This is a genomic window from Nocardiopsis sp. NPDC058631, assembly GCF_042716955.1.
In the GTDB taxonomy this organism is placed as follows: Bacteria; Actinomycetota; Actinomycetes; order Streptosporangiales; family Streptosporangiaceae; genus Nocardiopsis.
This window is the reverse complement of the sequence record NZ_JBHXQY010000098.1, coordinates 1-24,524: the sequence shown is the minus strand read 5'-3', so window position 1 is coordinate 24,524 and position 24,524 is coordinate 1. Positions and strand designations below refer to the sequence as shown.

Annotated in this window: 23 protein-coding genes; 17 read left to right on the top strand and 6 right to left on the bottom strand. The window is 70.3% G+C overall.

The window, feature by feature from the left end; all coding sequences use genetic code 11:
* The first annotated feature begins 168 nt into the window (after positions 1-168).
* Positions 169-1,029: an alpha/beta hydrolase gene (locus tag ACFWTE_RS24780; RefSeq protein ID WP_378782283.1), complete on the top strand. Its 861-nt coding sequence runs from the start codon at positions 169-171 to the stop codon at positions 1,027-1,029.
* A gap of 30 nt (positions 1,030-1,059) precedes the next feature.
* On the opposite strand, the gene ACFWTE_RS24775 is transcribed toward ACFWTE_RS24780, so the two are convergent.
* Together ACFWTE_RS24775 and rlmN are read right to left on the bottom strand one after the other, a co-directional pair.
* Complete coding sequence (locus ACFWTE_RS24775; RefSeq protein ID WP_378782282.1) at positions 1,060-1,530, bottom strand: hypothetical protein; 471 nt, start codon at positions 1,528-1,530, stop codon at positions 1,060-1,062.
* 31 nt (positions 1,531-1,561) lie between these two features.
* Positions 1,562-2,659: a 23S rRNA (adenine(2503)-C(2))-methyltransferase RlmN gene (gene rlmN, locus ACFWTE_RS24770; protein WP_378782281.1), complete on the bottom strand. Its 1,098-nt coding sequence runs from the start codon at positions 2,657-2,659 to the stop codon at positions 1,562-1,564.
* Between the two features lie 199 nt (positions 2,660-2,858).
* Between rlmN and ACFWTE_RS24765 the strand changes: the two genes are divergently transcribed.
* Together ACFWTE_RS24765 and ACFWTE_RS24760 are read left to right on the top strand one after the other, a co-directional pair.
* The gene (locus ACFWTE_RS24765) at positions 2,859-3,944 is read left to right on the top strand and encodes a suppressor of fused domain protein (protein WP_378782280.1); all 1,086 of its coding nucleotides are present in this window, start codon (positions 2,859-2,861) and stop codon (positions 3,942-3,944) included.
* Between the two features lie 151 nt (positions 3,945-4,095).
* Positions 4,096-5,325 (top strand): MFS transporter, encoded by a 1,230-nt coding sequence (locus tag ACFWTE_RS24760; RefSeq protein WP_378782279.1) that lies wholly within the window; start codon positions 4,096-4,098, stop codon positions 5,323-5,325.
* Positions 5,326-5,328: 3 nt separating this feature from the next.
* Here the strand turns inward: ACFWTE_RS24760 and ACFWTE_RS24755 are convergent, their stop codons facing one another.
* The gene (locus ACFWTE_RS24755; RefSeq protein WP_378782278.1) at positions 5,329-5,703 is read right to left on the bottom strand and encodes a BlaI/MecI/CopY family transcriptional regulator; all 375 of its coding nucleotides are present in this window, start codon (positions 5,701-5,703) and stop codon (positions 5,329-5,331) included.
* A gap of 683 nt (positions 5,704-6,386) precedes the next feature.
* On the opposite strand from ACFWTE_RS24755, the gene ACFWTE_RS24750 reads away from it, so the two are divergent.
* From ACFWTE_RS24750 to ACFWTE_RS24735, 4 genes are all read left to right on the top strand, one after another.
* On the top strand, positions 6,387-10,013 hold the full coding sequence (locus ACFWTE_RS24750) for a multifunctional oxoglutarate decarboxylase/oxoglutarate dehydrogenase thiamine pyrophosphate-binding subunit/dihydrolipoyllysine-residue succinyltransferase subunit (RefSeq protein ID WP_378782277.1): 3,627 nt from the start codon (positions 6,387-6,389) through the stop codon (positions 10,011-10,013).
* A gap of 14 nt (positions 10,014-10,027) precedes the next feature.
* Positions 10,028-10,207, top strand: coding sequence for a DUF6104 family protein (locus ACFWTE_RS24745; protein ID WP_378782276.1), 180 nt, complete (start codon positions 10,028-10,030; stop codon positions 10,205-10,207).
* Between the two features lie 318 nt (positions 10,208-10,525).
* The gene (locus tag ACFWTE_RS24740) at positions 10,526-11,377 is read left to right on the top strand and encodes a DUF4097 domain-containing protein (RefSeq protein ID WP_378782275.1); all 852 of its coding nucleotides are present in this window, start codon (positions 10,526-10,528) and stop codon (positions 11,375-11,377) included.
* The gene (locus ACFWTE_RS24735; RefSeq protein ID WP_378782274.1) at positions 11,378-12,487 is read left to right on the top strand and encodes a helix-turn-helix transcriptional regulator; all 1,110 of its coding nucleotides are present in this window, start codon (positions 11,378-11,380) and stop codon (positions 12,485-12,487) included.
* A 111-nt stretch (positions 12,488-12,598) separates the two neighbouring features.
* On the opposite strand, the gene ACFWTE_RS24730 is transcribed toward ACFWTE_RS24735, so the two are convergent.
* Positions 12,599-13,792 carry an NADP-dependent malic enzyme gene (locus tag ACFWTE_RS24730; protein WP_378782273.1) on the bottom strand — a complete coding sequence of 398 codons (1,194 nt, stop codon included), beginning with the start codon at positions 13,790-13,792 and terminating at the stop codon, positions 12,599-12,601.
* A 388-nt stretch (positions 13,793-14,180) separates the two neighbouring features.
* On the opposite strand from ACFWTE_RS24730, the gene ACFWTE_RS24725 reads away from it, so the two are divergent.
* From ACFWTE_RS24725 to ACFWTE_RS24695, 7 genes are all read left to right on the top strand, one after another.
* Positions 14,181-15,098, top strand: a complete 918-nt coding sequence (locus ACFWTE_RS24725) for an ABC transporter substrate-binding protein (RefSeq protein ID WP_378782272.1) — start codon at positions 14,181-14,183, stop codon at positions 15,096-15,098.
* Between the two features lie 42 nt (positions 15,099-15,140).
* Positions 15,141-16,103, top strand: a complete 963-nt coding sequence (locus tag ACFWTE_RS24720) for an amino acid ABC transporter permease (RefSeq protein ID WP_378782271.1) — start codon at positions 15,141-15,143, stop codon at positions 16,101-16,103.
* Positions 16,103-16,921 carry an amino acid ABC transporter ATP-binding protein gene (locus tag ACFWTE_RS24715; protein WP_378782270.1) on the top strand — a complete coding sequence of 273 codons (819 nt, stop codon included), beginning with the start codon at positions 16,103-16,105 and terminating at the stop codon, positions 16,919-16,921. The genes ACFWTE_RS24720 and ACFWTE_RS24715 overlap by 1 nt, the downstream gene beginning before the upstream one ends.
* Positions 16,922-17,163: 242 nt before the next feature.
* A complete protein-coding gene (locus ACFWTE_RS24710; protein ID WP_378782269.1) occupies positions 17,164-17,751 on the top strand; it encodes a class I SAM-dependent methyltransferase in 588 nt (195 codons plus the stop codon).
* A gap of 159 nt (positions 17,752-17,910) precedes the next feature.
* The gene (locus ACFWTE_RS24705) at positions 17,911-18,396 is read left to right on the top strand and encodes a GNAT family N-acetyltransferase (RefSeq protein ID WP_378782268.1); all 486 of its coding nucleotides are present in this window, start codon (positions 17,911-17,913) and stop codon (positions 18,394-18,396) included.
* A 125-nt stretch (positions 18,397-18,521) separates the two neighbouring features.
* On the top strand, positions 18,522-18,947 hold the full coding sequence (locus ACFWTE_RS24700) for an anti-sigma factor (RefSeq protein WP_378782267.1): 426 nt from the start codon (positions 18,522-18,524) through the stop codon (positions 18,945-18,947).
* Between the two features lie 41 nt (positions 18,948-18,988).
* Entirely contained in the window at positions 18,989-19,747 is a 759-nt protein-coding gene (locus ACFWTE_RS24695; RefSeq protein WP_378782284.1) for an RNA polymerase sigma factor SigF, read from the top strand.
* Between the two features lie 33 nt (positions 19,748-19,780).
* Here ACFWTE_RS24695 and ACFWTE_RS24690 read toward each other — a convergent pair whose 3' ends face one another.
* Complete coding sequence (locus ACFWTE_RS24690) at positions 19,781-20,170, bottom strand: hypothetical protein (RefSeq protein ID WP_378782266.1); 390 nt, start codon at positions 20,168-20,170, stop codon at positions 19,781-19,783.
* Between the two features lie 163 nt (positions 20,171-20,333).
* Between ACFWTE_RS24690 and ACFWTE_RS24685 the strand changes: the two genes are divergently transcribed.
* Complete coding sequence (locus tag ACFWTE_RS24685; RefSeq protein ID WP_378782265.1) at positions 20,334-21,266, top strand: diacylglycerol/lipid kinase family protein; 933 nt, start codon at positions 20,334-20,336, stop codon at positions 21,264-21,266.
* 301 nt (positions 21,267-21,567) lie between these two features.
* A complete protein-coding gene (locus tag ACFWTE_RS24680) occupies positions 21,568-21,825 on the top strand; it encodes a WhiB family transcriptional regulator (RefSeq protein ID WP_378782264.1) in 258 nt (85 codons plus the stop codon).
* Between the two features lie 219 nt (positions 21,826-22,044).
* Here the strand turns inward: ACFWTE_RS24680 and ACFWTE_RS24675 are convergent, their stop codons facing one another.
* On the bottom strand, positions 22,045-23,589 hold the full coding sequence (locus tag ACFWTE_RS24675) for a sensor histidine kinase (RefSeq protein WP_378782263.1): 1,545 nt from the start codon (positions 23,587-23,589) through the stop codon (positions 22,045-22,047).
* A gap of 144 nt (positions 23,590-23,733) precedes the next feature.
* Here ACFWTE_RS24675 and ACFWTE_RS24670 point away from each other — a divergent pair, with 144 nt between their 5' ends.
* A complete protein-coding gene (locus tag ACFWTE_RS24670) occupies positions 23,734-24,474 on the top strand; it encodes a GntR family transcriptional regulator (RefSeq protein ID WP_378782262.1) in 741 nt (246 codons plus the stop codon).
* Positions 24,475-24,524 lie beyond the last annotated feature (50 nt).

Sequence of the window (24,524 nt, the reverse complement as noted above, 5' to 3'; positions counted from 1 at the left end):
CCGGGGGGGGTCGCCCCCGCGGGTAGAGGCCCACGGTGTGCCCGCCCCCCCCCCGGGGGCCCCCGCCCTCCCCCGCGGGTTCGGGCGGAGCACCCGGCCGGAACGCCCTTCCGGGGCCGGGCACCCTGGTGGACAATGCGAGGAGGAGGCCCCTCGAAGGGAGCACCCATGACAGGTGGGGGACTACGCCGACGCCATCCCCTCTTTCGCGCCGCCGTCGTGGCGGCCGTCGTCGCGACGACGGCCGTCCTGCTCGGCGGGCTGCTGTGGGGTGCCCAGAGGTCGTTGGTCTACGTGCCCCTCGGCGGCACGCCGCCGCCCGCCGACACTGTGATCCCCGGGGCGGAGGACGTGCTCCTGACCACCGAGGACGGCCTGGAACTCGGGGCCTGGCTCGTACCCGCGCGCGGCGCGGACCGTGACGCGGCGGTCCTGGTCGCCAGCGGCAACGCCGGGAACCGGGAGAGCCGCGCCCCGCTGGCACGCGCGCTGTCGGGGGAGGGCTTCGCGGTCCTGCTGTTCGACTACCGCGGCTACGGAGGCAACCCCGGCAGCCCGTCGGAGCAGGGCCTGGCCATGGACGCGCGCGCCGCCGCCGACGCCCTCGCCCTGCACGGGCACGCTCCGGAGAGGACCCTCTACTTCGGTGAGAGCCTCGGGGCCGCGGTCGTCACCGCCCTGGCATCGGAACGCCCTCCGGCGGGGCTGTTCCTGCGCTCACCGTTCAGCTCCCTGGCCGACACGGGCACCCACCACTACCCCTACCTGCCCGTGCGGACGCTGCTGTGGGACACCTATCCCGTGCGGGAGACCGTCGAGGAGATCGACGTCCCCACGACCGTCGTCCTCAGCGACGGGGACCGGATCGTGCCGCCGGAGCAGAGCGCGGCGGTCGCCGACGCCAGTGCGGAGCTCTTCGAGGAGGTCGTGGTGGCCGGGGCCGACCACGACGACGCGCTGCTCACCCACGGGCCCGGGACGGTCGCCGCGTTCGTCCGCCTCGCCGACCGGGTGCTCGGCACCGTCTGAGCCTCGGCCTCCCCGCGGTCCCGCCGCCGGTCAGGGCAGGAAGGACATCGCCCAAGCGGGGGCGAACACGACGATGAGGAACCTCGCGGTCCGGGTCACGAAGGTGACCGCGGAGAACAGCACGACGTGCATCCGCACGACCCCTGCGAGTACCGACACCACCATGAACGGGGGAACGCTGGCGAAGGAGCTCACCGCCACCAGCCCGGCGCCCCAGAGCGGCCGGTCCTCGGCCTTGCGCCGCCACCCCTCCGCGCGCTCCGCCCACTTGCCGGGGGTCTGCGCCCTGCGACGCATCCAAGGCACGGCGATCGTGCCTCGGCCCACGTAGTAGTAGGGCAGCTTGCCGAGGGTCTGCCCCAGTCCCGCGGCGGCGGCCATCGCGACGAGGGCGCCGTCGTCCATCGCGACGACGGCGCCCACCAGGTAGATCTCGATGCTGAGCACCGGGACGGCCCCGGAGACGAGGGCGACCACGAAGGCCAGAGCCGTCTCGATCACGTGGAGCCCCCGGCCCCGGGCCGGCCCCCGGTCAGTTCTCGGCCGCCGCGAGCTGCCCGCAGGCCCCGTCGATCTCCTGGCCGCGTGTGTCGCGGACCGTGACCGACACCCCGTGCGCCTGGAGCCGTCGGACGAACTCGCGCTCGTCCTCCGGCCGCGACGCCGTCCACTTGGAACCGGGAGTGGGGTTGAGCGGGATGAGGTTGACGTGCACCAGGTGGCCCTTGAGGAGCTTGCCGAGCATGTCCGCCCGCCACGCCTGGTCGTTGATGTCCTTGATGAGCGCGTACTCGATGGACACCCGCCGACCCGTGGTCCCGGCGTAGCGCCAGGCGGAGTCCAGGACCTCGTCGACCTTCCAGCGGTTGTTGACGGGCACCAGCTCGTCCCGCAGCTCGTCGTCGGGGGCGTGCAGGGAGATCGCGAGGCGGACCTGCATCCTCTCGTCGATGAGCTTGTTGATCGCGGGCACCAGGCCGACCGTCGACACCGTCACCCCGCGCTGGGAGATGCCCAGGCCGTCGGGGACCGGGTCGGTGATCCGGCGCACCGTCTGGAGGACGCGCTTGTAGTTGGCCATGGGCTCGCCCATGCCCATGAACACGATGTTGCTGAGCCGGCCCGGGCCTCCTGCGACCTCGCCGCGCGCCAGGTCGCGGGCGCTGGAGACGACCTGCTCCACGATCTCGCCCGTGGACAGGTTACGGGTCAGGCCCGCCTGGCCGGTGGCGCAGAACGGGCAGTTCATGCCGCAGCCGGCCTGTGAGGAGATGCACAGGGTGACGCGGCCGGGGTAGCGCATGAGCACCGACTCGAACAGCACCCCGTCGAACGCCTTCCACAGGGTCTTGCGGGTCATGCCCTTGTCGGCGGTGACGTGCCTGACCGGGGTCAGGAGGGTGGGCAGCAGGGCCTCGCCGAGACGCTCGCGGGACTCCGCGGGCAGGTCGGTCATCGCGTCGGTGTCCGACTCCAGACCGCCGAAGTAGTGCTTGGCGAGCTGCTTGGCACGGAAGGGCTTCTCCCCCAGTTCGGTGACGACCTCGACCCGCTCCTCGGGGCTGAGGTCGGCCAGGTGCCGGGGAGGTTTGGCACGGCGCGGGGCGGCAAAGGTGAGCTCGGCGGGCATAGGGAGTCCGTAACGGTGGAGTCGGTGGTCTCGGCCCGGCGCGGGAGGCAGCGGCTCGGGTCGTTATACGACCTATACGCGGCTGCGGTGCAGCTCCGCCTGTCAGGGCACTAACGTCGATTCTACGCACTGTGCGGACGGCCCGGACTTGTTCGTCCGGCAGCCACCACAATCAGGGGAGCGGCGCGTTGGAGGGCCGGTGACAGGGATCGACGTCCTGCTCGACGAGATCAGCCCGTACCAGAGCCGCCGTGTCGTGGTCGAGTGCGACTCCCACACCACGGCCGCCTACCTGCTGGACGCCCGGGGGCGCATCCGGGTCCCGGTGTGGTTGGCCAACCACGAGATGGCCCCTCGCACGAGCGAGTCCAGCGGACTCTACGAGGGCCAGGCGCCCCTCATGCCGGAGGCGTACACCAAGCACCCGCAGGGCCGTCCCCGCTTCGACCCCTCGTGCCTGCGGGCCGTGTGGTTCGAGGAGGGCGACGGCGTGGCCCTGGTCGACGAGGAGGGCCTGCTCGCGGTCATCCCCGGCTGGGCCGAGGCCGACAGCGGGCTTCCGGGATACGCGCGTGAGGCCATCGGCCGCAGCGCCTACGCCTGGGAGCTGGACTCGGTGCGCGGCCAGCTGTGGCCCCGGGTCGTGCACGCCGAGGCCTACTGGGACTGGCGCCGCGCCTCCGGGGCCTGGCGGAGCGTGCAGCGCACCGTCCTCGGCCATCTCAACCGGCGCGTCGGCGAGCCCGGCCACTACTGGGACGTGTCCGACGGCCACCCGCCCCTCCTGCGCGTGTCCGAACGCCCTCCCACGGCCGAGCGCCCGTTCACGGTCCTGTCCACCGTGGGGATGTGCGGCCAGCGCATGCCCACCCTGGACCGCTACATGGCCAACACCTCCCAGCACGCGCGCGTCGAACTCGCCCTGGCCACCACCATGCCCGCCCACAGGGCCGCACGGATCTTCCGCTGGATCGGGGCGTTCCCGTGGCGGGCGGTGACCTGGTTCGGAACCGGTCACACGGTCAAGTGGCTGGACAACTCCGAGGACAGCGGGATGCGCGGTGGGGCGGGAGCCGTCCTGCTGATGGAGGACCCCGAACCCCTGGTGACCCGCCCCGACCACCGGCCGCCGGACACCTCCGGGCTGTCCTTCCAGGGGGACCCGGTGCGCTGGCTGTGGATCGTGCCCATCACCCGGCCCGAGCACCTGTTCGCCAAGGAGCACGACAGCGCCACCCTCGTCGAGAAGCTGGCCGCCGAGAACCGCAGCTGGGTCCTGGAGTAGTGGCGGAGCCGCGCCTCCCGCTTCCGGCGCCGTGCCACCGTCCTCCGCGGCCCCTCCGTGGCGCACCCGGCCGAAGAAATCGGTTGATCGCCACGGGGGCGGCTGGGAACATGCGTCGGTCGACCGCAACGACCCCGGAGGAGCTCGGCCCATGGTGCGCACCGGCGACCCGGGCGCGGGCATCTCCGCGCCGCTGCGGCACGCCCCCTTCCGAGGACTGGTGGCGGGCCGGACCCTGATGGCGGTCGGCAACGGCATGGCGTCCGTGGCCCTGGCGTTCGCGGTCCTGGACGTCACCGGTTCCCTGACCCAGGTGGGACTGGTCGTCGGCGCGCGCTCCGTCGCGAACGTGGCCCTGCTGCTGCTCGGGGGCGTCATCGCGGACCGGCTCCCGCGCGTCCTCGTGCTCCAGGGGGGCTGTGTCCTGGCCGCCCTCTCCCAGGGGTTCCTCGCGCTGACCCTGCTGACGGGGACGGCGTCACTGCCCCTGATGATCGCGCTGAGCCTGCTGAACGGCGCCGCCGCGGCCGTGAACATGCCCGCATCCGCCGCACTGACCCCGCAGACCGTGCCAGGCGACCTGTTGCGCCAGGCCAACGCCGTCGCGGGCATGGGGGTCCGGGGCGGGCTGTTCCTCGGCATGTCGGTGGGCGGTCTGGTGGTCGGCCTGATCGGCGCGGGCTGGGCGATCGGGGTCGACGCGGCCTTGTTCGCCTGCGCGGGAGCCGCATTCGTGTTCGTGCGCGTGCCCGTGACCGTCCGGAACGGCGCGGAGCCCGGCAGCCTCCTGCGCGACCTGCGGGACGGGTGGGGCGAGTTCACGTCCCGGCCCTGGGTGTGGATCATCGTCCTCCAGTTCACGGTCGTGAACGCGGGCTGGTCGTCGGCCACGTCCGTGCTGGGACCGGGGATCGCCGACGAGACCTTCGGGCGCGCCGCGTGGGGCCTGTTGATGGCGGCCAACAGCGCGGGACTGCTGCTCGGCGGCCTGTTCGCGGCGCGCTGGCAGCCGCACAGGGCGCTGTTCTTCGGGACGGCGCTGGTCGCCGTGCAGACGGCGCCGTTCTTCGCGCTCGCCGGGCCCTCGCCCCTGCCCGTCCTGTTCGCGGCGATGTTCGTCGCGGGGATCGCCGTGGAGCAGTTCACGGTGGCGTGGGAGGTCTCCCTCCAGGAGAACGTCCCGCAGGAACGCCTCTCCCGCGTGTACTCCTACGACGCGCTGGGGTCGTTCATGGCCATGCCGATCGGGCAGATCGCGATAGGACCGGTCGCGGAGGCGATCGGCGCGGGCCGGTCCCTGGTGCTGGTGGCGTCGCTGACACTCCTGGCCACCCTGGCGGCGGTCTGCTCCGCCAGCGTGCGCTCCGTGCGCCGCCGGTGAGGGTCAGCTGGCGATGCCCCGGCGGCCCCGCACCTGGCCGAGCACCTGGTGGAAGCGCACCATGTCCTCGTCGCTGAAGCGCTCCACGAAGCTGAGCAGCGTGGCGCGCGGGTCGGGTCCGGCGCTGAGGACCTCGTCCATCACCCGCGCGGTGTACTCGGCGTGGGTCTCCCTGGGCCAGTACACCCAGGCGCGCCCGGACTTCTCCCGGTCCAGCAGCGCCTTGTGGAAGAGGATGTTCGCGACCGTCATGACGGTCGTGTAGGCGATGTCCCGGTCGTAGACCATGTTCTCGCGGACCTGGCGCACCGAGAGCGGTTCGTCCGACCGCCACAGCGCGTCCATGATGGCCGCCTCCAGTTCCCCCAGCCCCCTCATGGGCCTCCCCCGCGGTGTGACCTCGGTGTGCTCGTCACCGTGATCGTAGACACGGCGGGCCCGCTCGCGTGGGAGAACTCCGGAGAGCGCACAGATCCGTACATCCTCTGCGGCCCGGACCGGCGTTTCGCCAGTCGGCACCCGGTGGGGGTCGGAGAAAGGGGCGGGACGCCGGGCTGCCGGTGCGCGGGGAGGGGTCCGCGGCCGGGCCCGGGTTCCCACCGCCTCCGCTGGGAAACGCCGGCGGTGGGGACCCGGCCGTCCTGCCCGGCCGCTCGCACCCACTCCGACGCGGCTCCCCCGATGTCGGTTCCGTGTCCCCCGAAGGCCCCCGTAGTGGCACGCACCACACCCCGGGTGGCCGAAGCCGGACAGCTCCTTCACATCCCAGAACCCCCTCATATCCATACAAAAAAGACAGAATAACGACGCTGTGCTTAGTTACTCACACGTAGGGGCAGCATGGATGTGAAACATTGTTAGCTATCTCCTAGTTTCGACAACGCCCGCGTTCCCCGCCAGGAGGCCGGTACAAGTAGCCTGGTGTCCGACGAGTGCTGGCCAGGTCAGATGCTTCCCGCCTGTGCGGGGATGCTCCCATGTTCCTTTGAGCCCGCCTTGCCAGCAGCCACCCGTCTTCATACACATTCACAAGCGAGCTGCGGAAGTGGGCGATCTCCGCCGTGTCGTCTGAGGCGTCTCAACCCCTGACAGACTTCGGTCCCAACGAGTGGTTGGTCGAGGAGCTTTATCAGAAGTACTTGAACGACCCGAACTCCGTTGACAAGGCCTGGTGGAACTTCTTCGCGGACTACAAGCCCGCGGAGACTGCTGGCGTGAAGGGTGGGGGTACTGCGAAGACGCAGGACCAGAAGGCTCCCGCAGCCCCCGCGCCGAAGAAGTCCGCTGCGACCCCTGCACCCGAGCAGGCGAGCAAGGACAAGGCTCTCCAGGTCAAGCAGGAGCGTCTGCGCGGTGCACCCGCGCGGACCGCTACCAACATGGAGTCGAGTCTGACCATGCCCACCGCGACGAGTGTGCGCGCGGTGCCGGTCAAGCTCCTGTTCGACAACCGCATCGTCATCAACAACCACCTCCGGCGCGGACGCGGTGGGAAGGTCTCCTTCACCCACCTCATCGGCTACGCGATGGTCAAGGCCGCCAAGGCCATGCCGGAGATGAACTACTCCTACGTCGAGGTCGACGGCAAGCCGGGCGTGGCCAAGCCCGAGCACGTGAACTTCGGCCTGGCCATCGACCTCCAAAAGCCCGACGGTTCCCGTCAGCTCGTGGTGCCCAGCATCAAGGGCTCCGAGGAGATGGACTTCAACGAGTTCTGGAGCGGCTACGAGGACATCGTCCGCAAGGCCCGCGCCAACAAGCTGGGGGTGCCCGACTTCCAGGGCACCACGATCAGCCTGACCAACCCGGGCGGCATCGGCACCGTGCACTCGGTTCCGCGCCTCATGCCCGGCCAGGGCACCATCCTCGCCGTCGGCGCGATGGAGTACCCGGCGGAGTTCCAGGGAGCGTCCCAGGACACCCTGAGCGAGCTGGGCATCAGCAAGGTCATGACGATCACGTCGACCTACGACCACCGGATCATCCAGGGCGCGCAGTCCGGCGAGTTCCTTCGCCGGATCCACCAGCTGCTCCTGGGCGAGGACGGCTTCTACGACGAGATCTTCAACTCGCTGCGGATCCCGTACGAGCCGGTGCGCTGGGTGCAGGACATCCACGTCAACAAGGCGACGCAGCTCGACAAGACCACCCGCGTCCAGGAGCTCATCCACGCGTACCGCGTGCGCGGCCACCTCATGGCCGACACCAACCCGCTGGACCACGAGCAGCGCAAGCACCCCGACCTGGACGTGCTGGAGCACGGACTCACCCTGTGGGACCTGGACCGCGAGTTCCCCACCGGGGGCTTCGGCGGCAAGCAGGTCATGAAGCTCCGCAACGTGCTGGGCGTGCTGCGCGACACCTACTGCCGCACGGTGGGTATCGAGTACATGCACATCCAGAGCCCGGAGGAGCGGGAGTGGATCCAGTCGCACGTCGAGCGCGAGCACGAGAAGCTCGACCGCGACGAGCAGCTGCACATCCTGCACAGGCTCAACAGCGCCGAGGCGTTCGAGACCTTCCTCCAGACCAAGTACGTGGGTCAGAAGCGCTTCTCGCTCGAAGGCGGGGAGTCGCTGATCCCGCTGCTGGACGGCGTGATCTCGCGGGCGGCCAGGGCCGAGCTGGACGAGGCCGTCATCGGCATGGCCCACCGCGGACGCCTGAACGTGCTCGCCAACATCTGCGGCAAGTCGTACGGGCAGATCTTCGGCGAGTTCGAGGGCAACATGGACCCGCGCAGCGCGCACGGCTCGGGCGACGTCAAGTACCACCTGGGTACCGAGGGCGTCTTCGAGACCCGCGAGGGCGACAAGATCCAGATCTCGCTGGCCGCGAACCCGTCCCACCTGGAGACCGTCGACCCGGTCGCCGAGGGCATCGTCCGCGCCAAGCAGGACGTCCTCAACAAGGGCCCCCACGGCTTCACGGTGCTGCCGATCCTGATCCACGGCGACGCCGCGTTCGCCGGACAGGGCGTGGTCGCCGAGACGCTGAACCTGTCGCAGCTGCGCGGCTACCGGACCGGCGGCACGGTGCACGTCATCGTGAACAACCAGGTGGGCTTCACCACCTCCCCGGCCGACAGCCGCTCCAGCGTGTACGCCACGGACGTGGCGCGCATGGTGCAGGCGCCGATCTTCCACGTCAACGGGGACGACCCCGAGGCCGTGGTCCGGGTCGCGCACCTGGCCTTCGCGTACCGTCAGGCGTTCAACAAGGACGTCGTGATCGACCTGGTCTGCTACCGGCGCCGCGGTCACAACGAGGGCGACAACCCCGCGTTCACCCAGCCGCTGATGTACGACGTCATCGACGCCAAGCGCTCCACCCGGAAGCTGTTCACCGAGGCCCTCATCGGCCGCGGGGACATCACCGTGGAGGAGGCGGAGTCGGCCCTGCGCGACTACCAGACCGAGCTCGAACGGGCCTTCACCGAGACCCGCGAGGTCGAGAAGAGGCCGGTCGAGCCGGGCGCCGTGGTCAAGCCCGAGGTGTTCACCGAGGGCCGTCTGGACCACTCCGCCGTGGAGACGGCGATCAGCGACGAGACAGTCAAGCGGATCATCGACACCCAGGTGTCACTGCCCGAGGGCTTCACGCCGCACCCGCGGCTGGCGCCCCAGCTGACCCGCCGCGCGACGATGGTCGAGACCGACGCCATCGACTGGGCGACCGGTGAGCTGCTGGCCTTCGGCGGTGTGCTGCTCGACGGCCACCCGATCCGCCTGATCGGCCAGGACAGCCGTCGCGGCACCTTCGGTCAGCGGCACGCCACGCTCATGGACCGCGACACGGGCGAGACCTACACGCCGCTCAAGCGGTTCGACGAGGGGACCAGCCGTTTCCACGCGCACGACTCGCTGCTGAGCGAGTACGCGGCGCTGGGATTCGAGTACGGCTACTCGCTGACCCGCCCGGACGCGCTGGTGATGTGGGAGGCGCAGTTCGGCGACTTCGTCAACGGCGCCCAGACCGTGATCGACGAGTACATCAGCGCGGGCGAGCAGAAGTGGGGCCAGCGCTCCAGCGTGACCCTGCTGCTGCCGCACGGCTACGAGGGCCAGGGGCCGGACCACTCGTCCGCCCGTATCGAGCGGTTCCTCCAGCAGTGCGCGCAGGAGAACATGACCGTCGCGATGCCGTCGACCCCGGCGAGCTACTTCCACCTGCTGCGCTGGCAGGCCAAGTCGCCGTTCCAGCGCCCGTTGGTGGTGTTCACGCCCAAGTCGCTGCTGCGCCTGAAGGCCGCCACGTCGGCCACGGCGGACTTCACGTCGGGCTACTTCCAGCCGCTGATCACGGACGACTCGATCGCACCCGAGAAGGTGCGCCGCGTGGTGCTGTGCTCCGGGAAGATCTACTACGACCTGGACGCGGCACGCCGCAAGAGCGGTGACAAGCACACGGCCATCATCCGGGCGGAGCGGCTCTACCCGCTGCCGATCGAGGAGATCCGCGAGCAGCTCAAGGCCTACCCCAACGCGGGCGAGGTCCTGTGGGTGCAGGAGGAGCCGGCGAACATGGGCCCGTGGCCCTTCGTCGCGCTGGTCTTCTCCGAGCAGCTCGACCGTCCGTTCACCCGGATCTCGCGTCCGGCCTCCTCCGCGCCCGCGGCCGGTTCGGCCAAGCGCCACGAGGCCGAGCAGCGTGCCCTGGTGGACACGGTGTTCCCGCCCGCCGACTGACGACGGGACCGAGCGTGTACTACACCGATCGCGGGATCGAGGAGTTGGAGAGCCGCCGCGGCGAGGAGGAGGTCAGCTTCGCCTGGCTCGCCGAGCAGCTGCGGGTGTTCACCGACATCCACCCCGAGTTCGAGACGCCGGTCGACCGGCTGGCCACCTGGCTGGCCCGGTTGGACGACGAGGACGAGGAGTAGGCACCGCCCTCCGTGAGAGCGGTGGGACGTGAGGGGCCCAGGTCATGACGACCTGGGCCCCTTTCCCGTCCCTGCGGGGGCCGGCCTGCGGCGGAGTCCGGGAGAGGGCGCGTTCTCGGTTCCTCCAGGTCGTGCGCGGTCCGATCGGACCGGCGGTCCGTACGGACCCAGCCGAGCCGCCCCCGACCCGGGTGCGGGTCCGGCTCGGGGTGAACCCCGAGGCCGCCCTGAACCACCCCCGAAACTACGCGACATATCTTGAGTTCTCCCCACTCGCGACATATCGTGAAGCCACAGAGCAAGCGAAGGGAACACACGATGGCGCGTTGGACCATCGACAGGCCGATGACCCACACCCTGGACGGCATCGTCGCGTTGCGGGTCCGGATCATCGGCGGTCACGTCAACATCCTGCCCACCGACGACCCGGCCACCTTCGAAATCACCGACATCGTCGGCGAGCCCCTCCTGGTCACCCAGGAGGCGGGCATCCTCACCATCCAGTACGAGGACCTCACCGGGCACGGCTTCCTGGACCGGCTCCGCCCGATGCAACTCTCCACCTACAAGCAGGTGCAGCACCGCAGGGCGACCGTCAACCTGCGCGTTCCGCGCGACTGCCCCGTGGAGGTCACCACGGCCACCGCGCCCATCGTGGCCGCGGGGATCAGCGGCCGCAGCCAGCTGCGGACCGCCTCCGGCGAGATCACCATCGACGAGGCCGCGGGGGAGACCGACATCGCCACCGTCTCGGGCAACACCGCCGTGCGGGGCGCCAGCGGCTCCCTCAAGTTCAACAGCGTCAGCGGCCAGCTCGCGGTGGCGGGAGGACGGCTCTCCGCCCTGAGCGCCAAGACCGTCTCCGGCCAGCTGCTCGCCGACACCGACATCTGCCCCGCCGGACGGGTACGGCTCAACTCGGTGTCCGGGGAGATCGCCCTGCGGGTTCCCTCCGACACCTCGGCGACCGTCGAACTGCGCACCTCGACCTCGCCGGTCAACTCCGACTTCGGTCTGGACCGGCGCACGGCCACGGCCAGGACGGTCCTCAGCGGCAAGATCGGCAGCGGTGTCGACCCCGCCTCCATCACCGTCAACTCCGCGTCGGGTCGGACGGCGCTGCTGCGGCGCGCGCCCGAGGCACCGGCCGCGATCCCCGAGGGGGCCTGAATGAGCACCATCTTCGGCCACGGCAGGCTACGGCTCTACCTGCTCAAGCTGCTGGACGAGAGCCCGCGGCACGGCTACGAGATCATCAGCCTGCTCCGCGACCGCTTCCTCGGGGTGTACTCGCCCTCCCCCGGCACCATCTACCCGCGTCTGGCGCGGTTGGAGGAGGAGGGCCTGGTCACCCACACCGAGGAGGGCGGCCGGAAGGTCTACCGCCTCACCGACAAGGGCCGCGCGGAGCTGCGCGGGCGCAGCGGCGACCTGGACGACCTGGAGCAGGAGATCACCGACTCCGTCCGTGACGTCGCGCGGGCCGTCAAGCAGGACGTGCGCGCCACCATCAGCTCGCTGCGCGAGGAGTTGAAGTTCTCCGCGGGCGGTGCGCGCCGCCCGGAGCCGCCCGCCGGGTCCGCCCCTGCCGGAGGAGACCGGGGCGGACCCGGGACGCCCCCCGCAGACGGGGGCGCCGAGCCCTCCGGCCAGGGGGCGAAGGCCCCCGGTGAGCGGTCCGGGGACGCGTCCGGAACGGCCGGCGGCGAGGGCGACCGCAGCGGCGGCCAGGGCTGCGAGGACGGTTCGCGCTGGGCCCGCGAGTGGGAGCGCTTCGCCCAGGGCTTCGGCGCTTTCGGCGCCGTGTGGGGACGCGGCGAATTCGGCCGCCCGCACGGAGAGCCGGAGTTCGACCAGGCGCTGCGCGACTTCGGTGACCGGGTGCGCGACGTGGTCCGCGAGGCGGGGCACGTCGGTGAGGCCGCCGCGCACGACCTCCGGCGCATCCTGGACGACACGGTCGAGGTGATCCGCAGGGACGCGAGGCACTGGGGTCCGCCCCGGGAGGACTCCGCGGGGCCGGGGAACGGGGAGGGCGCCGCGGCGGACGCGGAGCCGCCGTCCGGTGGAGACTCCGCCGGTCCCGGGGCCCCCGCCGAACCGGGTGGGCAGGAAACCGCCCCCGGGGACGGGCCCAGAACCCGACCCGCCCCCTCCGGGACGGCGGCGGACCCCTGGAGCGAGGCGGTCGGCGAAGCCGATGCCGGGGGCCCGGACGAGACCGCGGGACCCGACAGCGGTCCGGCGTCCGACGGCAACGGCACGGACAGCACGAGGTAGTCGGACGAAGGGACCCGGAGGCGTCGCGGGGGCGCGCCTGCCGGGTCCCTGTCGTGTTCGGCCCCCTCGGAGGCGCGGGTGGCCTCCGTCACGCGGGGCCCCGTCGTACCGCTAGGCGCGGACGACCCCGTCCTCACGGGCCTGGGCGGCGACGGCGGCGGAAACCGCCGGGACCACCCGGGCGTCGAAGGGGCTGGGGATGACGTAGTCGGCGGACAGGTCGTCGCCGACGAGTCCGGCGAGCGCCTCGGCGGCGGCCAGCTTCATGTTCTCGGTGATGTCCGTGGCACGGGCGTCGAACGCCCCCCGGAACACGCCGGGGAAGGCCAGGACGTTGTTGATCTGGTTCGGGAAGTCGCTGCGCCCGGTGGCGACGACGCTCGCGTACTTGCGGGCGACGTCCGGGTGGATCTCGGGGTTGGGGTTGGCCATCGCGAAGATGATCGCGTCGTCGGCCATGGTGGCCACGACCGGCTCCGGGACCTCACCGGAGGACAGGCCGATGAACACGTCGGCCCCGGCCAGGGCGCTCTCGATGGAGCCGCGCAGTCCCGCCTTGTTGCTGATCCCGGCGAGCTGCTGCTTGACCGGGTTCAGGCCCTCACGGCCGTCGTGGATCATGCCCTTGGAGTCGGCGACGGCGATGTCACCGATCCCGCCGTCGATGAGCATCTTGGTGACGGCGACACCGGCGGACCCCGCCCCGGAGACCACGACGCGCAGGTCCGCGAGGGTGCGGCCGGTCAGGCGCGCGGCGTTGTGCAGCGCGGCGACCGTGACGATCGCGGTACCGTGCTGGTCGTCGTGGAAGACGGGGATGTCGAGGCGCTCGCGGAGCTTGCGCTCGATCTCGAAGCAGCGGGGGGCGGCGATGTCCTCCAGGTTGATCCCTCCGAAGGAGGGGGCCATCCGGACGACGGTCTCGACGATCTCGTCGACACCGGTGCAGCCCAGTGCGATCGGCACGGAGTCGACGTCACCGAACTGCTTGAACAGCAGTGACTTGCCCTCCATGACGGGCAGGGAGGCCTCGGGGCCGATGTCCCCCAGGCCCAGCACGGCGGTGCCGTCGGTGACGACGGCGACGAGGTTGCTCTTCCAGGTGTAGGTCTCGACGAGCTCGGGGGTCTCGGCGATGGCGTCGCAGACACGGGCGACGCCGGGGGTGTAGGCGAGGGAGAGCCCCTCGTGGTCGTGCACGTCGACGGAGGAGGAGATGTGGAGCTTGCCTCCGCGGTGCAGCGCGAAGGCGGGGTCCTCGTCGAGGTGGGAATGCTGGTGCTGGGTACGCGAAATGGTCGTCATGACTCAAACCCCTCGGTATGCGTGTACGCCCGGCCGTCGGCCATGACGGGGGCGGACCTCGGCAATGGTGCGGACCGCGCGCGAAGAAGTGAAGGTGCCAGGGGAGCTCTCCCACGACGCCGGTCGGCCATGACCGGTGGTGTCGCCGGGGGGAGTCGTTCTTCGCCGGACTCTTATGCGAGTACTGCGCGGTCGCCTCTCACGGGGATGACCCGTTACGCAATCCTCTCACAACGGTGACCGCAGGAAAATCGCGGGTCGGCACGATAGGACGGCACCGACTTATCAGCTTTTGTCGGACAATGCTCTCAATGTCGTTTTGGCTCGGGCGGTGGGGTCACGAACCCGCCTCCGACCAGGCACTCAGTGCTCCGAAGGAGACCTCACGATGGCCCTGCTGAAGCCCCACTCCGCGCCCCTCGCCCTCGGCGCCCTGTCCGTCGCCGGCGTCCTGGCCCTGACCGCGTGCGGTGGGGACGGCGGCGCCTCGGAGGAGGAGGCCACGCCCGAGGCCCCCTCCGTCGAGGTGGACGAGGAGCTCGCCGCGCTGGTACCCGAGGACATCGCCGAGGCCGGCAGCGTCACGATCGGCGTCGAGGCCTCCTACCCGCCCGGAGAGTTCCTGGACGAGGACGGCGAGACGGTCCTCGGCTTCAACGTGGACCTCCTCACCGCGGCCCTGGGCAAGCTCGGACTGGAGTCGGAGTGGGTGCCGACCGCCTTCGACTCCATCATCATCGGTGTCGACACCGGGACCTACGACCTGGGCTCGTCCTCGTTCACCGTCACCGGGGAGCGCATGGAGCAGGTCAACATGGTGAGCTACTTCTCCTCGGGCACCCAGTGGTTCGCCCAGACGGGCAACCCCCAGGACATCGACCCCGACAACGCCTGCGGCATGCGGATCGCGGTGCAGTCCGACACCACGCACGACGCCGACATCGAGGCGCGCAGCGAGGCCTGTGTCGAGGCCGGTGAGGACGCCATCACCATCCAGAAGTTCGAGAACCAGCCGCTCGCGACCGAGACCGTCGTCTCCGGGGTCAACGACGCCTCCCTCGCCGACATGCCCACCGCCGCCTACGCGCTGGAGCAGACCGGCGACGGCGTCCTGGAGTTCATCGGCGAGCAGTACGACGCCGCCCCCTACGGCATCCTCGCCCACAAGGACAACGAGGAGCTCGCCGAAGCCGTCGCCGCGGCCTTCAACTCCATCATCGAGGACGGCACCTACGACGAGGTCCTCGGCGAGTGGGGTGTCGAGGCCGGTGTCATGGAGACCGCCGAGGTGAACCCCGAACTGTAGGGGCGCACCACCGCAGACATCCACCGAGCGAAAGACTGACCTGTGTCCTCACCGACCGAACCGGTGAGCGGCCCGGGGTCGCCGAATCCGACCCCGGGCCGCTCGACCGAGCCCGTCACAGCCGTCCCCGTCCGCTACCCGGAGCGGTGGGTCGCCGCGGCGGTCATCCTGGTCCTCGCCGCCATGTTCGTGCACATGCTGTTCACGAACGACGCGTTCAACTGGCCGTTCATGGTGGACCACATGTTCTCGGACCCGGTGGTCCGGGGCGTGTGGGTGACCATCAGCGCCACCGTGCTGTCGATGCTCATCGGCATCGTCCTCGGCATCCTCCTCGCCGTGATGCGGCTCTCCGGCAACCCGGTCCTGGTGTCGGTCTCCTGGCTGTACACCTGGTTCTTCCGCGGCGTGCCCCGCCTGGTGCTGGCGGTGCTGTTCGGCAACCTGGCCATCCTGTACACGACGATCGCGATCGGCCTCCCGTTCGACAACTACTGGATGCCGTGGCTCGGCCTGGAGGGCGACGCCCGCTTCTTCGAGTTCGACACCCGCACCCTCCTGAGCGGCTACATGGCGGGCCTCCTCGCCCTGTCGCTGTCCGAGGGCGCCTACATGGCCGAGATCATCCGCGCCGGGCTCCAGTCGGTCGACAAGGGGCAGACCGAGGCCGCCCAGGCCCTCGGCATGGGCCGCGGCAAGATCATGCGGCGGATCACCCTGCCGCAGGCGATGCGGGTCGTCATCCCGCCCACGGGCAACGAGACCATCGCCATGCTCAAGGACACGGCGCTCCTGGCGTACGTACCGGTGACCATCGAGCTCTTCTACCAGCTCCAGGCCATCGGATCCCGGACCTACCAGATCTTCCCGATGCTGATCGCCGCCTGCCTGTGGTACCTGGCCATCACCAGCGTGCTGATGGTCGGCCAGTACTTCATCGAGCGCAAGTTCAACCCGGGACAGTACGGCGGCATCCGTGGCCGCGTCGTCGGAGGGGCCCACTGATGAGCGAACAGAGCAGCGACCACGTCATCGAGACCGCGGAGGGTGCCGAACTGCCCGCCGACGCGCTCGTGGTGGCCGACAACGTGCACAAGAGCTTCGGTCGGCTGGAGGTCCTCAAGGGCATCGACCTCCAGGTCACGCGCGGTGAGGTCATGTGCATCATCGGCCCGTCCGGGTCGGGCAAGTCGACCTTCCTCCGCTGCATCAACCACCTGGAGAAGCTCTCCGCCGGGCGGCTGTGGGTCAACGGCGAGCTGATGGGGTACCGGCAAAAGCGCGGCCGCCTGTACGAGCTGCGCGACAACGAGATCGCCACCCAGCGCAGCGACATCGGGATGGTCTTCCAGCGGTTCAACCTGTTCCCGCACCTGAGCGTCGTCGGCAACATCATCGAGGCCCCGGTCCAGGTGAAGAAGGTCCCCCGGGCGGAGGCGACGGCCAAGGCCCTGGAACTCCTGGAGCGGGTGGGCCTGCCGGACAAGGCCGACGCCTACCCGGACCAGCTCTCCGGCGGCCAGCAGCAGCGCGTGGCGATCGCCCGCGCGCTGGCCATGGAACCGTCCCTCATGCTGTTCGACGAGCCCACCAGCGCCCTCGACCCGGAACTGGTCGGCGAGGTCCTGGACGTCATGCGGGACTTGGCCAGGGGCGGCATGACCATGGTGGTCGTCACCCACGAGATGGGTTTCGCCCGCGAGGTCGGCGACTCCCTGGTGTTCATGGACGACGGGGTGGTGGTGGAGTCGGGGGTGCCCTCCGAGGTGCTCTCCCACCCCCGGCACGAGCGCACCCAGGCCTTCCTGTCCAAGGTGCTCTAAATCGTTGACGGGAGTTTCAGGAAACTCCCGTCAACGATCTGGAACCGACGGCCTTCCACGGGCGCCCCGCACGGTGGTGCGGGGCGCCCGGCGCGTTTCGGCACGTTTCGCTCGACAGGTCCAAGAGGTCCGTCTTGTAACGAGAAGGCCGGAACCGGCCGGGAACGCTCCCCCCTCCCCCTTGACCCGGAGACCGCAGGGACCCCAGAGTCATGGTGTAGGCGCCGCTGCCAGGGGGAGACATGGATTCGCGCACGGAGCACGGTCGCACGCGCGGGGAGGGGCCGACCGCCCACCACGACCACGAACGGCGTTTTCAGAGCCCGGCCATGCGCCGGACCCGCGAGATCCTGTGCGCCGGGGCGCGGGGGCACACCCTGGAGGTGGCGGTGGGCACGGGCCGGAACCTGCCCCACTACCCGCCCCAGGTCCAGTTCACCGGGATCGACCCGGATCCCGGAATGCTCGCCGACGCCCGCAACAGGGCCGACGAGCTGGGGATGCCCGCTCGCCTCGTCGAGGGCGACCCCCAGGACCTGGACTTCCCCGACCAGACCTTCGGCACCGTCCTGTGCACGCTGGCGCTGTGCTCCGTCCCGGACCAGCAGCGCGCCCTGGCGGAGATGTACCGCGTCCTGGTGCCGGGCGGCAGGCTGCTGATGGTCGACCACATCGAGTACGCGCGCCTGCCCGGACGGCTCGTGGAACGGCGACGTGAGAACCCCCGCCGTCTGCCCAGGGAGGTCGCCTCCGAGGTCGGGTTCGAGATCGGCCACCACGACCGCCTCCTCCTGGGGCTCGTCGAACGCGTGGTCGCCCACCGCCCCTGAGAGCGGGCGGCCCCGGCGTCCGACACCCCTGTCGGCTCCCGCCCGGCCCCCGGCGGGCCCGCTCCGTCCCGGGCCGCGCGGGCGACCCACGAGTTCCTCCCGTCCCAGCGCATATCCTGGGAGGGACAGTGTCCGCCGATCCGCGACCCAGGTGATCCCATGATCCGTCCAGCCCGACCGGATGACGTCCCGGTCATCCACCAGATGATCCGGGAGCTCGCCGAGTACGAGAAGGAGCCCGAGGCGGCCGTCGCCACCGAAGGCGACCTCCGTACCGCGCTCTTCGGCCCGGACGCGTCGGTGTTCGCACACGTGGCGGAGGGCCTCGGCGAGGACCGCGGCGCCGTCGGGTTCGCGCTCTGGTTCCGCAACTACTCCACCTGGACCGGCAAGCACGGCATCTACCTGGAGGACCTCTACGTCCGCCGGGAGGCACGCGGCGAGGGCCACGGCCTGGCCCTGCTCCGGAACCTGGCGGAGATCTGTGTGGAACGCGGCTACTCGCGCATGGAGTGGTCGGTGCTCGACTGGAACGAGCCCTCGATCCGCTTCTACGAGTCGCTCGGCTCCCGGCCCATGAACGGGTGGACGGTCCGCCGCCTGGACGGCGACGCGCTGGCCGCCCTGGGGTCCGCCCGGACCTGAGAAGGGCCGATCGTCTTGTGTTCGGACCGGATCCGACGGACACGATCCGTTCTCCCTGCGTCGGTGGCAGGGTGAAACGAGATACATTGCTTTCAAGCGGCAACCTCGCCCCCCGAAGGAGGGACGTGACCGAAGAAACCGCTGTGCCCACGGCCGACGCCATTGGCGTCAGGGACGCTGTCACCGTCAACATGCCTGCGGACAGCGCCTATCTGTCCGTCTTGCGTACGGCGACAGCCGGCCTGGCCGCGCGACTCGACTTCACCCTCGACGAGATCGAGGACCTGAGGATCGGTGTCGACGAGGCCTGCGCGATGCTCCTCTCCCAGGCGTTGCCCGGCACAGAACTGACCACGGAATTCGAACTCACCCCCGAGGGAATGCGCATCTCCGTCTCGGTACTCACCGCCGACGGACGCCTTCCCGCCCGCGACACCTTCGCGTGGACCGTTCTGTCCGCCCTGGCGGGCGAGGTCGACTCGGGGGCCGGACCGGACGACCGCGTCTACATCGTCCTGTACAAGCGCCGCGGCACCCTGGAGCCGGCGTGAGCGAAAGGGGGCCCGCTCTGACAGCGAAGACCGAACACGCGGTGCCCGACCGGGCGCGGGCGAGACTGTTGTTCGAGCGCCTTAACGAACTCGACGCGGACTCCGACGAGCGCCGCCGGATCCGCGACGAACTGGTGGAGCTCCACCTGCCCTTGGTGGAGTACCTGGCACGCCGTTTCAGGAATCGCGGCGAGTGGCTGGACGACCTCACCCAGGTGGCCACGATCGGGCTGATCAAGTCCATCGACCGGTTCGACCTGGAACGCGGGGTGGAGTTCTCCACCTACGCGACCCCGACGATCGTCGGTGAGATCAAACGGCACTTCCGTGACAAGGGCTGGGCTGTGCGGGTTCCCCGCCGTCTCCAGGAGCTCAAGCTCTCACTGACCAAGGCGGTCGGCGACCTCTCGCAGCGGGAGGGGCGCTCCCCGACCGTCGCGGAGCTCGCCGTCCACCTCCAGATGACCGAGGAGGAGGTGTTGGAGGGCCTGGAGTCCGCCAACGCCTACTCGACGGTGTCGCTGGACGCTCCCGACAGCGGCGACGAGGACGCCCCCGCGGTGGCCGACTCGCTGGGCATCGTGGACGAGTCCCTGGAGGGAGTGGAGTACCGGGAGTCGCTCAAGCCCCTCCTGGAGCAGCTCCCGCCGCGGGAGAAGCGCATCCTGCTGTTGCGCTTCTTCGGCAACATGACACAGTCACAGATCGCCCAGGAGCTGGGGATCTCGCAGATGCACGTGTCCCGTCTGCTGGCACGGACCCTGGCGCAGCTGCGCCAGGCGCTGACCACGGACGACTGACCGCACGACGGTACGCCGTAGGCGGCCGCGGAGCTACTTCCCCCGGTCCTCGGGGAAGAGCACCGCGGTCGTCGGCGGCGACAGCACCGCTGCGGCGGCGCACACGGCCACGCCCAGGAGCGCCGCCCCGATCGCGTACTGCTCGCTGGTGAACATGTAGTAGGACACCACCGCGAGGAAGAGCTGCGTGACGAACACCGGCGTACGCGCCCATTCCTTGAGCTGCCAGAGCCCGCGCGCGACGAACACCAGCAGCGCGCCGACGCCCAGCCCCAGTACGGCCAGGGGGATCGCGTTGGTGAGGTCGCCGGCGCGCCCGGTGACGGCGGTGGCGAGACTGTAGAGTCCGCCTGCCGCCGCGGCCAGCCCGATCAGGGCCTCCAGCGCTGCTGCGACGACGACGGTGACGGGACGAGAAGACACCCGACGAGCCTATACGCGCTCCCGGCGGACCGCCTCCCGGCCCTGGTGTTGCGCGTCCGGCGCACGGTACCCCGGGCGGAACACGGCGCCGCGGTGGATACCCACAAGTAACCGTTGCGGGGTACGGCGGGTTCCGCGCCCCCGGAACGCCTACACTGAGTGTGTGCGCGCCCTATTCATCGTGAACCCCCAGGCGACCACGACCACGTCACGAACCCGTGAGGTGATCCTGGGCGCCCTGGCCTCGGAACTGGACATCACCGTCGCCGAGACCGAGTACCGCGACCACGCCGTCACCCTGGCCCGCGAGGCCGCGGCCGACGGCCACGAGCTGGTGTTGAGTCTCGGCGGCGACGGCACCGTCAACGAGGTGGTCAACGGTCTCCTGTCCACTCCGGAAGGGCTCAGGCGACCACGCTACGCGGTGATCCCCGGCGGCAGCGCCAACGTCTTCATCCGTGCCCTCGGTGTGCCCGGCGATCCGGTCGAGGCGACCGGAGCGGTGCTCGAAGCGATCCGGGCGGGACGCGAGCGGGAGATCAACCTCGGCCGGATCACCAGCGATCGGGACGACCGCTACTTCACTTTCTGTGCTGGATTCGGGTGGGACGCCGATGTGGTCCAGCAGGTGGAACACGAGCGCGCGAACGGCCGTAAGGCCACTCCGGCCCTCTACGCGGAAGTCGCGGTAAAGCTCTTCTTCCAGGGTGATATCCGCGATCCGTCACTAAGCGTGGTCAGCCGCGGAAGGACCCTCGAAGAGGTGTATTTCGCGCTCGTCACGAACACCACACCGTGGACGTACGCGGGCACCCTCCCCCTTCAGCCGACGCCGGCCTCCCGTTTCGAGCTGGGGCTGGACGCTTTCGCCCTCACGCACTCGTCTCATGCGATCACCGGCTGGGTACTTTCCCAAATGTTCTTCCCCAAAGGGCTTCCGGCGCGCGGTGACGGCTACGCCACGTGGCATGACCAGGACTCTCTCCGCATCTCGTCGTCGCACCCCAGGGCGTTCCAAATCGACGGCGAATACCTGGGAGAGCGAGAACAGGTCAACTTCCACTCTGTACCGAAGGCATTACGAATCATCTGTTAATTGCGCCGGTAGAGACCATTCGCAAGCACTGTGACGCACCTGACACACCGATCAGGACCTTCGGCCTCGGGACCTCTTGCACGGCCAGGGGAAGCCTGTCACGCTCAAGATATCGCCGCGAGTTACGGGCGAGTTAATTTGGGCGCTTCCCACATGGCCGTGGGGTGAAACCTGAACCACCTCGGCCTGGACATCCTCCGATGGAACCCATCCATCGGGCGCCCTTCGCACAATCCGCGAACGCGCACGATCGTGAAAAGCTTCACAAGCCACGATCGCCTCACCGTGAGGAGTGGACCGCATGGACTGGCGCCATGACGCAGCCTGCCGTGACGAAGACCCTGAACTCTTCTTCCCCATCGGCAATTTCGGCCCCGCACTGACCCAGATCGAGGAAGCGAAGACGGTCTGCCAGCGCTGCCCCGTCAGCTCCGCCTGTCTGAAGTGGGCGCTGGAGAGCGGCCAGGACGGCGGCGTCTGGGGCGGCACCAGCGAGGACGAGCGCCGCCTGCTCAAGAAGCGCCGCGGCTCCTCGCACCGCTCCATGGTCCGCAGCTGACCCCCCACCTCCCGCCGCACCCACGGCACCGGCGGTACACCGCTGCACCGGCCCACCCCCTCCGGTGACACAGGCGAAACCCCCGCGGCGGAACCCGCCACGGGAGGCACGTCCCGAGGGACGACGCGCCCCGTGCGAGCACGGGAAGCACGAGAGGTCCCCGCGGCGCGGCGGGGGCCGCGCCGCGCCCCCCGGGACGCACCTCTCAGGTCACCACATCTAGGGCACCTCGCCCTCCTCGCGCTCCAGCGGAAGGCTGATGGCGACCTCGGTCCCACCGCTCTCCATCGGCTTGATCGCCAGGGTTCCCCCCAGTTCACCGACGATGAGGGTCCGCACGATCTGCAGGCCCAGACTCGTGGTGCCCTCCAGGTCGAAGTCCAGGGGCAGGCCCCCGCCGTCGTCGGACACCGCCAGCTCCAGGCTCCCCGAACCGGGGTAGGCGGGCTCGGCGTCGAACCGGCGCACCCGCACCTCGATCCGCCCCGGCCCCTGCTCCAGACCGTGCTCCACGGCGTTCTGCACGAGTTCGGCGAGCACCATCGACAGCGGCGTCGCCACCAGGGCGTTCAACAGGCCGAACCCGCCGACCCGGCGCGGGACCACCGTGCCCCCCGTGGAGGAGACCTCCGCCGCCATCTGGATCACCCGGTCGGCGATGTCGTCGAAGTTCACGACCTCGTCCGGGGTGTGCGAGAGCATCTCGTGCACGATGGCGATGGATCCGACCCGGCCCACCGCCTCGTCCAACGCCGCCCTGGCCTCGGGCACGTCCAGGCGCCGGGACTGGAGCCGCAGCAGGGCGGCCACCGTCTGGAGGTTGTTCTTGACCCGGTGGTGGATCTCCCGGATGGTGGCGTCCTTGGTCATCAGCTCGCGCTCGCGGCGCCGCAGCTCCGTGACGTCGCGGACCATCACCAGCGCGCCGATACGCACCCCGTCGATGACCAGCGGGATGGCGCGCAGCTGCACGGTGACCCCGCGCGTCTCCACCTCCGCCTCCTGCGGGGCCCGGCCGCTGGCGGTGTACGTGAGGGCCTCGTCCCTGGCCTCCCCCGTCGCGGCCAGCTCCAGCGTCGTGCGGTCCAGGCGCGCGCCCACGAGGTCGGCGGCCAGCCCGAGCCTCCGGTAGGCCGACAGGGCGTTGGGGCTGGCGTAGACCACCTCGCCGTTCTGGTCCAGCCGCAGGAGTCCGTCGCCCACGCGCGGGGAGCGCACCATCAGCGGCCCCTGGTCGCTGAACGGGAACGCCCCCTCGGCGATCATCTGCGCCAGGTCACCCGCGCTCTGGAGGTAGGTCAGCTCCAGGCGGCTGGGCGTGCGCGCGGAACTCAGGTTGGTGCTGCGCTGGATGACGCCGATGAGGTTGCCCTCCCGGCGTACCGGGATGGTCTCCTCGCGCACCGGGACCCCGCCCGACCAGTCCGGATCACCGTCGCGACAGATCCGGCCCTCCGCCCAGGCGCGGTCGATGAGGGCCCTGCGGCCGACCGCACGCGGGGCCGTCCTCGACGTGACATCCGTCATGTCGTCCAGGAGGACCGCCTCGACGAGGTCGTCCTGAAAGGCGGTCGGACCGGTGGTGGGGCGCATCTGGGCGACCGCCACCCAGCCGTCGTCCTCGCGCAGGCGCACCCACAGGACGAGGTCCGCGAAGGACAGGTCCGCCAGGAGCTGCCAGTCCGAGACCAGGGAGTGGATCCATTCCAGGTCCGCTTGTTTGAGTGACGTGTGTCGCCAGATGAGATCACTGAGGTGAGGCACTCACAAATCATCCCATGAAGGCGTGCATACTCAAGAGGTACGCACTCGACCAGTGGTCCACACCAATCGGCGGTCGCCCGCCCGCTGCATCGACCACACCGGGGGGATGTGTGCGGCAAGCGCGGGACGCGGCGGAGGAGACTGATGACTGGTCAGCGCATACTGGACGGCAACCCCCGGGTGCCGAAGTACTACCAGGTGAAGAAGCAGCTCCTGGAGCTGATCGAGGCGATGCCCGCGGGCAACCCGGTCCCCCCGGAGCGGGCGCTGGCGACCCAGTTCGGTACGTCCCGGACGACGGTGCGCCAGGCGCTGACCGAGATGGTCGTGGAGGGCCGCCTCCTCCGCATCCAGGGCAAGGGCACGTTCGTGGCCAAGCCGAAGGTCGCCCAGGTGCTCCAGCTCACCAGCTACACCCAGGAGATGCGCGCGCACGGGCTGCACCCGGCGACGCGCATCCTGGACGTGAGCTACATCAACGCCGACGACCAGCTCGCCGAACTCCTCGCGATCCGCTCGGGCGGGCGCGTGCTGCGCATCGAGCGGCTGCGCCTGGCCAATGGGGAGCCGATGGCCGTGGAGACCGCCCACCTCGCCGCCCGGCGCTTCCCGGGCCTTCGGCGCCAGCTGGACCGGTACGCGTCGCTGTACGAGGCACTGGCGAGCGCCTACGACGTGTCCCTGGCCGAGGCGGAGGCGTCGATCGAGACGGTCCTGGCGACCCCCAACGAGGCACGGCTGCTCGGCGTGGACGTCGGCCTGCCCCTGGTACTGCACTGCCAGCACAGCTTCGACGGGGACGGCCATCCGGTGGAGTGGGTGCGGTCGCTGTACCGCGGCGACCGCTACAAGTTCGTCACGCGCCTGCGCCCGCCCCTGGACTGACCGCGGAGCCGTCACGGCGGCCCACACCGCCGCGGAGCCCGCGTCCCCGG

Excerpts from the sequence above, each read along its gene's own strand:
- ACFWTE_RS24755 (WP_378782278.1), bottom strand. The coding sequence starts at position 5,703 with ATGAGGGGGCTGGGGGAACTGGAGGCGGCCATCATGGACGCGCTGTGG.
- ACFWTE_RS24715 (WP_378782270.1), top strand. The coding sequence starts at position 16,103 with ATGAGCGAACAGAGCAGCGACCACGTCATCGAGACCGCGGAGGGTGCC.
- ACFWTE_RS24725 (WP_378782272.1), top strand. The coding sequence starts at position 14,181 with ATGGCCCTGCTGAAGCCCCACTCCGCGCCCCTCGCCCTCGGCGCCCTG.
- ACFWTE_RS24780 (WP_378782283.1), top strand. The coding sequence starts at position 169 with ATGACAGGTGGGGGACTACGCCGACGCCATCCCCTCTTTCGCGCCGCC.
- ACFWTE_RS24740 (WP_378782275.1), top strand. The coding sequence starts at position 10,526 with ATGGCGCGTTGGACCATCGACAGGCCGATGACCCACACCCTGGACGGC.
- ACFWTE_RS24760 (WP_378782279.1), top strand. The coding sequence starts at position 4,096 with ATGGTGCGCACCGGCGACCCGGGCGCGGGCATCTCCGCGCCGCTGCGG.
- ACFWTE_RS24735 (WP_378782274.1), top strand. The coding sequence starts at position 11,378 with ATGAGCACCATCTTCGGCCACGGCAGGCTACGGCTCTACCTGCTCAAG.
- rlmN (WP_378782281.1), bottom strand. The coding sequence starts at position 2,659 with ATGCCCGCCGAGCTCACCTTTGCCGCCCCGCGCCGTGCCAAACCTCCC.
- ACFWTE_RS24730 (WP_378782273.1), bottom strand. The coding sequence starts at position 13,792 with ATGACGACCATTTCGCGTACCCAGCACCAGCATTCCCACCTCGACGAG.
- ACFWTE_RS24680 (WP_378782264.1), top strand. The coding sequence starts at position 21,568 with ATGGACTGGCGCCATGACGCAGCCTGCCGTGACGAAGACCCTGAACTC.
- ACFWTE_RS24705 (WP_378782268.1), top strand. The coding sequence starts at position 17,911 with ATGATCCGTCCAGCCCGACCGGATGACGTCCCGGTCATCCACCAGATG.
- ACFWTE_RS24670 (WP_378782262.1), top strand. The coding sequence starts at position 23,734 with ATGACTGGTCAGCGCATACTGGACGGCAACCCCCGGGTGCCGAAGTAC.
- ACFWTE_RS24710 (WP_378782269.1), top strand. The coding sequence starts at position 17,164 with ATGGATTCGCGCACGGAGCACGGTCGCACGCGCGGGGAGGGGCCGACC.